The following is a 7,833-nucleotide window of genomic DNA, read 5'->3' as shown; positions in this document are numbered from 1 at the left end:
TACTTTGGGCGCGCCCCCCCCCCCCCCGCCCCACCCCCCCCCCCCCCCCCCCCCCCCCCGCCCCCCCCCCCCCCCCCCCCGGGGGGGGGGGGCCCCCCCCGCGAAGAGGCCGAGCCTGCCCACACAAATGGTTTAGCATGAACACCTGCCCCGGAGTTTCCATGCCTGACGCCATTCGCCACCTGACCCTCGCCAACGGCCTGCAACTGACCCTGCGCCACGCCCCGCGCCTCAAGCGCTCGGCAGCGGCGCTGCGGGTGCATGCGGGCAGCCACGACGCGCCGGGCAAATGGCCCGGCCTGGCCCACTTCCTGGAGCACCTGTTCTTCCTCGGCACCCCGCGCTTTCCGCTGGAACACGGCCTGATGCGCTACGTGCAGGCGTTCGGCGGCCAGGTCAATGCCAGCACCCGCGAACGCACCACCGACTTTTTCTTCGAGGTCCCCCCCAGCGCTCTGGCCGGGGGGCTCGAGCGCCTGTGCCAGATGCTCGCCGAGCCGGACCTGGGCATCGAGCGCCAACGCCGCGAACGCGAAGTGATCCATGCCGAGTTCATCGCCTGGTCGCGCAACCCGCAGGCTCGGCAGCAGTTCGCCTTGTTGCAGGCAGCGGCGCCCGGCCACCCACTAAGCGCTTTTCATGCCGGTAACCGGCATACCCTGGCCTTGCAGGACCCGGCCTTTCAGCAAGCGCTCGTTGGTTTTCACCAGCGTTTCTACCACGGTGGCCAGGTCAGCTTGAGCCTGTGCGGCCCGCAGCCGCTGGATGAGCTGGAAGCGCTGGGCCGCCAACATGCCGCATTGTTCGCAACGGGTGAACGCTCGCCGCAGGCGCTGCCGCCGCCATTGTCGGCGAGCGAAACGCGTCTGCTCTTCACCCACGAAAACCTCCCGGCAGGTGCCGAGCAGGCCCTTGAGTTACTGATCGCCTGTCTTGGTGACAGCCGCCCAGGCACCTGGCTGGACGCGCTTCGCCAGCGTGGCTGGCTACAAGGTTTCAAGGCCGAGGCGCTGTATGCCTTCGCCGGGCAGCTGCTGTGGCACATCGACCTGAAGCTCGGCGCGGATGCCTGCCCGGAGCAAGTCGATGCGCTGTTGCAGGGCTGGTTCGGCTTCATTCGCCAGGCCGAACCTGAACGCTTGAACGCCGACTTCGCGCTGCTGCAGCAAAGCCGCGAACGCAGCGCCAGCGCGCTTGAGCTGGCGCGCCGGGACAGTGCCGGCCAGCCATACGCTGGCCTGGATACACAAGGTTTGCGAGCCCTGCGCGCCCTGTTGGATGGCCTGCCGGCCCGCGAGTATGGGCATTGGCAACTGCCCCCTGTCGACGCTTTGCTGCTCGCCGATCTGCCTGCTGCCGAGCCGCAGCCACTGCCTGCGGCCCTGACGGTCAGCGACCAGTTGCCGGGCACTCGGCAGTACGCGGCGCTGTACCTGCGCTGGCAGGTTCCTTCGCCCTTGCGCCAGCACCTTCAGCCGGTACTCGAACGGGCCTTGCTTCCTCTACAAGAGCGCGCCGAGCGTGTTGCGGTGCAAGTGCAGTTCAGTAGCGCTGGCGAGCACTGGCAATTGCGCTGCGCCGGGTTGCCGGCAGCGGTGTTGCGCACGGTGCAACAGGCGTTGGCGCTGATGCGCCAGCCGCCATCCGGCAGCTGGCTACCTGCCGCGGCAGCAACCCCGGCGCTGATACCCATCAGGGCCCTGCTCCAGCAACTGCCCGATGCGCTACTGGGCGCCAGCCCTGGGCCTGCGACAGCCTGCACGCCGGCTCAGGCGCAGCTCGACAGCCTGTGGCAACACGCGCGCTGGCATGGCATGGCCGCAGGCTTCGATGATGCCGCCTTGGGCGCGTTGGGCAACGCGCTGCAGCACTGCCCCGGCCAGGGCGCAACGCCTGGCGCGGTGCCCGCCTGGGCCGGCCACCGCTGGCAACATGTCGATGTGCCCGGCAGCGAACATGCCCTGTTGCTGTTCTGTCCGGTGCCGGCCGCCTTGCAAGCCGCTGGCCGCCTGCTCGCTCATCTGTTGCAAGGGCCGGTTTACCAACGCCTGCGGGTAGAGCTGCAACTCGGCTATGCGGTATTCAGTGCCTTTCGTCAGGTCGAGGGGGTCGGCGGCCTGCTGTTCGGGGTGCAGTCGCCGCATGCCAGCCAGGCGCAGATTCTCGAGCACTTGCTGACCTTGCTGCGCCAGGGCGTGCCCCTCGACCCTGCCGCGCGCCAGGCACTGGCCGGGCAATTCGACGAACCGGCGATGGGTAACGCCGAAGTTGCCGAATGGGCATGGCAGACATGCCTGGCTACACAACCCGGCGGTCTGGATATGCTGCGCAGGTCTATCCTGCATACGCGGCAGACGGATCTGGACCACCTGCTGAGCCAGCTGCTCGATTCAGGTTCCACCTGGTTATGCCTGGCCAACGCTGCGGCGCCAGATGCTTCCTGGCTGCGCGAAGGCCCATGATTGTTACGAAAACCGCAAGGGACTTTTCAAATAATTAACCTTTCGGTACAAATTTTTCTTGTAAGATAGCGCAATCCCAGCCGTGGGAACCTCCAGCGCGTGGCGGTACCCAAGTAGTAGCTGACAAACCAAACCCTCATCCGGAAGGAGTAATTCCATGTGGACCAAACCTGCATACACTGATTTGCGCATCGGCTTCGAAGTCACCATGTACTTCGCCAACCGCTAAGCCGGGCTTACGGTTCAACGCCTCGGCCTGCCGGGGCGTTTTCGTTTTTTCGCTACGGTTTCTGCATAGAGAGCAGCCATGTACATCCAGGTTCTTGGTTCCGCCGCCGGTGGCGGGTTCCCCCAGTGGAACTGCAACTGCGTCAACTGCAAGGGCTTCCGTGACGGCACCCTGCGCGCCACGGCGCGTACCCAGTCGTCCATCGCCCTGTCCGACGACGGCGTGCACTGGGTGCTGTGCAATGCCTCGCCCGACATCCGCGCCCAGCTCCAGGCGTTTGCCCCGATGCAGCCGGCCCGGGCCCTGCGCGACACCGGCATCAACGCCATCGTGCTGCTGGACAGCCAGATCGATCACACCACCGGCCTGCTCAGCCTGCGCGAAGGTTGCCCGCACCAGGTGTGGTGCACCGACATGGTCCACCAGGACCTGACCAGCGGTTTCCCGCTGTTCAACATGCTCAGCCACTGGAATGGTGGCCTGCAGTGGAACCGCATCGAGCTGCAAGGCAGCTTCGTGATCGACGCCTGCCCCAACCTGCGCTTCACACCGTTCCCGCTGCGCAGCGCCGCACCGCCGTACTCGCCGCACCGCTTCGACCCGCATCCGGGCGACAACCTTGGCCTGCTGGTCGAGGACACCCGCACCGGTGGCAAGCTGTTCTATGCCCCGGGCCTGGGCCAGGTGGACGAGAAACTGCTGGCGATGATGGAAGGCGCCGACTGCCTGCTGGTCGACGGCACGCTGTGGGAAGACGATGAAATGCAGCGTCGTGGCGTGGGCACCCGTACCGGCCGTGAAATGGGCCATCTGGCGCAGAACGGCCCGGGTGGCATGCTGGAAGTGCTCGATGGCTTCCCGCGCCAGCGCAAGGTACTTATCCACATCAACAATACCAACCCGATTCTCGACGAAGACTCGCCGGAGCGCGCCGAAGTGCTGCGCCGGGGCGTGGAAGTGGCCTTCGATGGCATGAGTATCGAGTTGTAACAGCCAGATCGCACAAGCAACACAGGCCCTGTGGGAGCGGGTTCACCCGCGAAGAATCCCACACAGTGTATGGCACCGGCTTCGCCGGTGTTCGCGGGTAAACCCGCTCCCACAGGGATCGAGCCGAGACTCAGCTATACAGGAGCCAGCCGAATGAGCGACGCACTGCCAATGTCCCCTGCCGAATTCGAGCAGGCCCTGCGCGCCAAGGGCGCCTACTACCACATCCATCACCCGTACCACGTGGCGATGTACCAGGGCCGCGCCACGCGCGAGCAGATCCAGGGCTGGGTGGCCAACCGCTTCTATTACCAGGTCAACATCCCGATGAAGGATGCCGCGATCCTGGCCAACTGCCCGGACCGCGAAGTACGCCGAGAGTGGATCCAGCGCCTGCTCGACCACGACGGCGCGCCCGGCGAAGACGGCGGTATCGAAGCCTGGCTGCGCCTGGGCCAGGCCGTGGGCCTGGACCCTGACCAGCTGCGTTCCCAAGAGCTGGTGCTGCCCGGTGTGCGCTTTGCCGTGGACGCCTACGTCAACTTTGCTCGCAGGGCCAGCTGGCAGGAGGCCGCCAGCAGTTCGCTGACCGAGCTGTTCGCCCCGCAGATCCACCAGTCGCGCCTGGACAGCTGGCCGCAGCACTACCCGTGGATCGACCCGGCCGGCTACGAATACTTCCGCACCCGCCTGGGCCAGGCCCGGCGTGACGTGGAGCACGGCTTGGCGATTACCCTGCAGCACTACACCACCCGTGCCGGCCAGGAGCGTATGCTGGAAATACTGCAGTTCAAGCTGGATATCCTCTGGAGCATGCTCGACGCCATGAGCATGGCCTACGAGCTGAACCGCCCGCCCTATCACTCCGTCACCCAGGAACGGGTGTGGCACAAGGGGATCACCCTATGAGTTTCGACCGTAATCAAGTGCCAAACTGGCGCCCTGGCTACCGCTTCCAGTATGAGCCGGCGCAGAAGGGCCATGTGCTGCTGTACCCCGAAGGCATGATCAAGCTCAACGACAGCGCGGCCCTGATCGGTGGCCTGATCGACGGGCAACGCGACGTCGCCGCGATCATAGGCGAACTCGAACAACAGTTCCCCGGTGTCGCGCAAGTGGCCGACGACATCGAGCAGTTCATGGAGGTGGCCCGTGCCGAACACTGGATCGTCCTCGCCTGAGTTACCGCCAGCGCCCGCAGTCGGCTTGCCGCTGTGGCTGCTGGCCGAGCTGACCTACCGCTGCCCGCTGCAGTGCCCCTACTGCTCCAACCCGCTGGACTTCGCTGCCCAGGGCCAGGAGCTGAGCACCGCGCAGTGGTTCAAGGTGATGGCCGAAGCGCGGCAAATGGGCGCGGCGCAAATCGGCTTTTCCGGCGGCGAACCGCTGGTGCGCCAGGACCTTGCCGAACTGATCGGCGAGGCCCGCCGGCTGGGTTACTACACCAACCTGATCACCTCGGGCATTGGCCTGACCGAGGCGCGCATCGCCGACTTCAAGAAGGCCGGGCTGGACCATATCCAGATCAGCTTCCAGGCCAGCGATGAGCAGGTGAACAACCTGCTGGCCGGCTCGAAAAAGGCCTTCGCGCAAAAGCTGGAAATGGCCCGTGCGGTGAAGGCCCATGGCTACCCGATGGTGCTCAACTTCGTCACCCACCGGCACAATATCGACAAGATCGACCGCATCATCGAGCTGTGCATCGCCCTGGAGGCCGACTTCGTCGAGCTTGCCACCTGCCAGTTCTACGGCTGGGCCCACCTCAACCGCCTGGGCCTGCTGCCGACGCGCGCCCAGCTCGAGCGGGCCGAACGCATTACCAACGAATACCGCGACAAGCTCAAGGCCGAGGGCAACCCGTGCAAGCTGATCTTCGTCACCCCGGACTACTACGAAGAGCGGCCCAAGGCCTGCATGAACGGCTGGGGCAGCCTGTTCCTCACCATCACGCCGGACGGCACTGCGCTGCCCTGCCATGGCGCGCGCCAGTTGCCGGTGCAGTTCCCCAACGTGCGCGACCACGACTTGCAACACATCTGGTACGACTCGTTCGGCTTCAACCGCTTCCGTGGCTATGCGTGGATGCCCGAGCCGTGTCGCTCCTGCGACGAGAAGGAAAAGGACTTCGGCGGCTGTCGCTGCCAGGCCTTCATGTTGACCGGCGATGCCAGCAACGCCGACCCGGTGTGCGCCAAGTCGGCCGACCACGGCATCATCCTCAAGGCCCGCGAGGAGGCGGAAAGCGCCCAGCTCGCCATTGAACAGATGACTTTCCGCAATGAACGAAACTCCCGTGTCATCGCCCGCGGCTGAGTTCAGCGCAGCCCAGGCAGTTGCCGCCGGCACCGACTTTGCCGAACTCAAGGCCAGTGCCGACGGGCTGTTCTGGCTTGAATTCCGCCCCGCCGATGGCGCTTGTCGCATCTGGCACTGGCTGCACTACCAGGCCCGCTGCCTGACGCCGGATGGTTTCAGCGTGCGCAGCCGGGTTTACGAATATGGCGGCGGCAGTTTCTGCCTGGGTGGTGACGGGCTGGTGTTCGTCAACGAAAAGGACCAGCAGGTCTACACCCAGCCGCTGGACGCTGTGCCGCCGCGCGCGCTGACCCAGGATGCCCAGTGCCGTTACGGCGATGTGCAATGGCACGACGGCCTGCTGCTGGCCGTCGAGGAACGCCATGCCGATCAGGTCGAGCATCGCCTGGTCGCTTTGCGCGAGGGTAGCCGCGAAATACTCGCCGAGGGCGCCGACTTCTATGCCTCGCCCACAGTAAGTGCCGATGGCCAGCGCCTGGCGTGGGTCGAATGGGACCGCCCGGCCCAACCCTGGACCGTGACCCGGTTGATGTGCCGTACGCGGGACGCCAGCGGCCAGTGGGGGCCGGCGCACTGTGTGGCCGGCGTTGACGAATCACTGCAACAGCCGCGTTTCGATGCCGATGGCCTGTTGTATTGCCTGTCCGACCGCAATGGCTTCTGGCAACCCTGGGGCGAAATCGATGGGCAGTGGCAGGCACTGCCAGCGGCGCCTGCGGACCACGCCGCCGCGCCTTGGCAACTGGGTACCTGCACCTGGCTGCCGCTGGGGCCGCAAAGCTATCTGGCCAGCTGGTCCGAAGAAGGCTTCGGCCAGCTTGGCCTGCTGGGCAGCGACGGCCGCATGGCGCGTTTCGCCAGTGCCTACACGCGCTTTCGCAGCCTGGCCATGGACAGCGAACAGCTCTACGCCATCGCCGCTTCGCCGATCAGCCCGCCGGCGGTGATTGCCATCGACCGCAGCAACCACCAGGTCAGCGTGCTGGCCGGGGGTGCCGAGATGCTGCCGGCAGGGCAGATCAGCCAGCCGCAGTCGATTCACTACGGCAGCAACGGCGAACGGGCGCATGGCTTCTTCTATCCGCCAGCACGCGCGCAAGGGGCTGCGCCGCTGGTGGTGTTCATCCATGGCGGGCCGACCTCGGCCTGTTATCCGGTGCTCGACCCGCGCATCCAGTACTGGACCCAGCGCGGCTTCGCCGTTGCCGACCTCAACTACCGGGGCAGCACCGGCTATGGCCGGGAGTACCGCCAGGCGCTGCACCTGCGCTGGGGTGAAAGCGATGTGGCTGACGCTTGCGCGGCGGTCGAGCACCTGGCGGCACGCGGCCTGGTCGACCGCCACAAAGCGTTCATCCGCGGGGGAAGCGCGGGCGGCTACACCACCCTGTGCGCCCTGGCGTTCCATGACGTGTTCCGCGCCGGTGCCAGTCTTTACGGGGTCAGCGACCCGCTTGCCCTGGGCCGCGCCACGCACAAGTTCGAAGGGGATTACCTGGACTGGCTGATCGGTGACCCGCTGACAGACGCCGAGCGCTATCGCCAGCGCACACCGCTGCTGCATGCCGGGCAGATCAAGGTGCCGGTGATTTTCTTCCAGGGCGAACTGGATGCGGTAGTGGTGCCGGAGCAGACGCGGTCGATGCTGGAGGCGCTGCAGGCCAACGGGATCGAGGCTGAAGGGCACTTCTATGCAGGGGAACGGCATGGGTTCCGCAAGGCGCAGAACCTGGCGCATGCGCTGGAAGAGGAATGGAAGTTCTATTGCCGGGTGTTGGGGGGCTGAGCATCTGGGGCTGCGTTGCAGCCCAATCGCCGGCAAGCCAGCTCCCACAG

7 protein-coding genes are annotated in these 7,833 nt (G+C 66.0%); all 7 read left to right on the top strand.

The window, feature by feature from the left end; translation table 11 throughout:
- The first annotated feature begins 161 nt into the window (after positions 1–161).
- The 7 genes from pqqF (at position 162) to C6A77_RS21590 (ending at position 7,783) form a co-directional block, all read left to right on the top strand.
- A complete protein-coding gene (gene pqqF / locus C6A77_RS21625; protein ID WP_114171299.1) occupies positions 162–2,462 on the top strand; it encodes a pyrroloquinoline quinone biosynthesis protein PqqF in 2,301 nt (766 codons plus the stop codon).
- A gap of 157 nt (positions 2,463–2,619) precedes the next feature.
- The gene (pqqA, locus tag C6A77_RS21620; protein ID WP_003243383.1) at positions 2,620–2,691 is read left to right on the top strand and encodes a pyrroloquinoline quinone precursor peptide PqqA; all 72 of its coding nucleotides are present in this window, start codon (positions 2,620–2,622) and stop codon (positions 2,689–2,691) included.
- Between the two features lie 78 nt (positions 2,692–2,769).
- A complete protein-coding gene (gene pqqB, locus C6A77_RS21615; RefSeq protein WP_114171298.1) occupies positions 2,770–3,681 on the top strand; it encodes a pyrroloquinoline quinone biosynthesis protein PqqB in 912 nt (303 codons plus the stop codon).
- Positions 3,682–3,834: 153 nt separating this feature from the next.
- Complete coding sequence (pqqC, locus tag C6A77_RS21605) at positions 3,835–4,590, top strand: pyrroloquinoline-quinone synthase PqqC (RefSeq protein ID WP_003255592.1); 756 nt, start codon at positions 3,835–3,837, stop codon at positions 4,588–4,590.
- Complete coding sequence (gene pqqD, locus C6A77_RS21600) at positions 4,587–4,862, top strand: pyrroloquinoline quinone biosynthesis peptide chaperone PqqD (RefSeq protein ID WP_114171297.1); 276 nt, start codon at positions 4,587–4,589, stop codon at positions 4,860–4,862. Before pqqC ends, pqqD begins: the two co-directional genes overlap by 4 nt.
- A complete protein-coding gene (gene pqqE, locus C6A77_RS21595; protein ID WP_114171296.1) occupies positions 4,834–5,994 on the top strand; it encodes a pyrroloquinoline quinone biosynthesis protein PqqE in 1,161 nt (386 codons plus the stop codon). The genes pqqD and pqqE overlap by 29 nt, the downstream gene beginning before the upstream one ends.
- On the top strand, positions 5,960–7,783 hold the full coding sequence (locus tag C6A77_RS21590) for a S9 family peptidase (protein WP_114171295.1): 1,824 nt from the start codon (positions 5,960–5,962) through the stop codon (positions 7,781–7,783). The genes pqqE and C6A77_RS21590 overlap by 35 nt, the downstream gene beginning before the upstream one ends.
- Positions 7,784–7,833: the final 50 nt, after the last annotated feature.

The sequence above is a fragment of the Pseudomonas sp. AFG_SD02_1510_Pfu_092 genome, from assembly GCF_003331055.1.
GTDB lineage: Bacteria > Pseudomonadota > Gammaproteobacteria > Pseudomonadales > Pseudomonadaceae > Aquipseudomonas.
This window is presented reverse-complemented; position numbering and strand designations above follow the sequence as displayed.

What these genes read in the sequence shown, in the direction of transcription:
- pqqF (WP_114171299.1), top strand. Translation starts at nt 162, where the DNA reads ATGCCTGACGCCATTCGCCACCTGACCCTCGCCAACGGCCTGCAACTG.
- pqqB (WP_114171298.1), top strand. Translation starts at nt 2,770, where the DNA reads ATGTACATCCAGGTTCTTGGTTCCGCCGCCGGTGGCGGGTTCCCCCAG.
- pqqC (WP_003255592.1), top strand. Translation starts at nt 3,835, where the DNA reads ATGAGCGACGCACTGCCAATGTCCCCTGCCGAATTCGAGCAGGCCCTG.
- pqqD (WP_114171297.1), top strand. Translation starts at nt 4,587, where the DNA reads ATGAGTTTCGACCGTAATCAAGTGCCAAACTGGCGCCCTGGCTACCGC.
- C6A77_RS21590 (WP_114171295.1), top strand. Translation starts at nt 5,960, where the DNA reads ATGAACGAAACTCCCGTGTCATCGCCCGCGGCTGAGTTCAGCGCAGCC.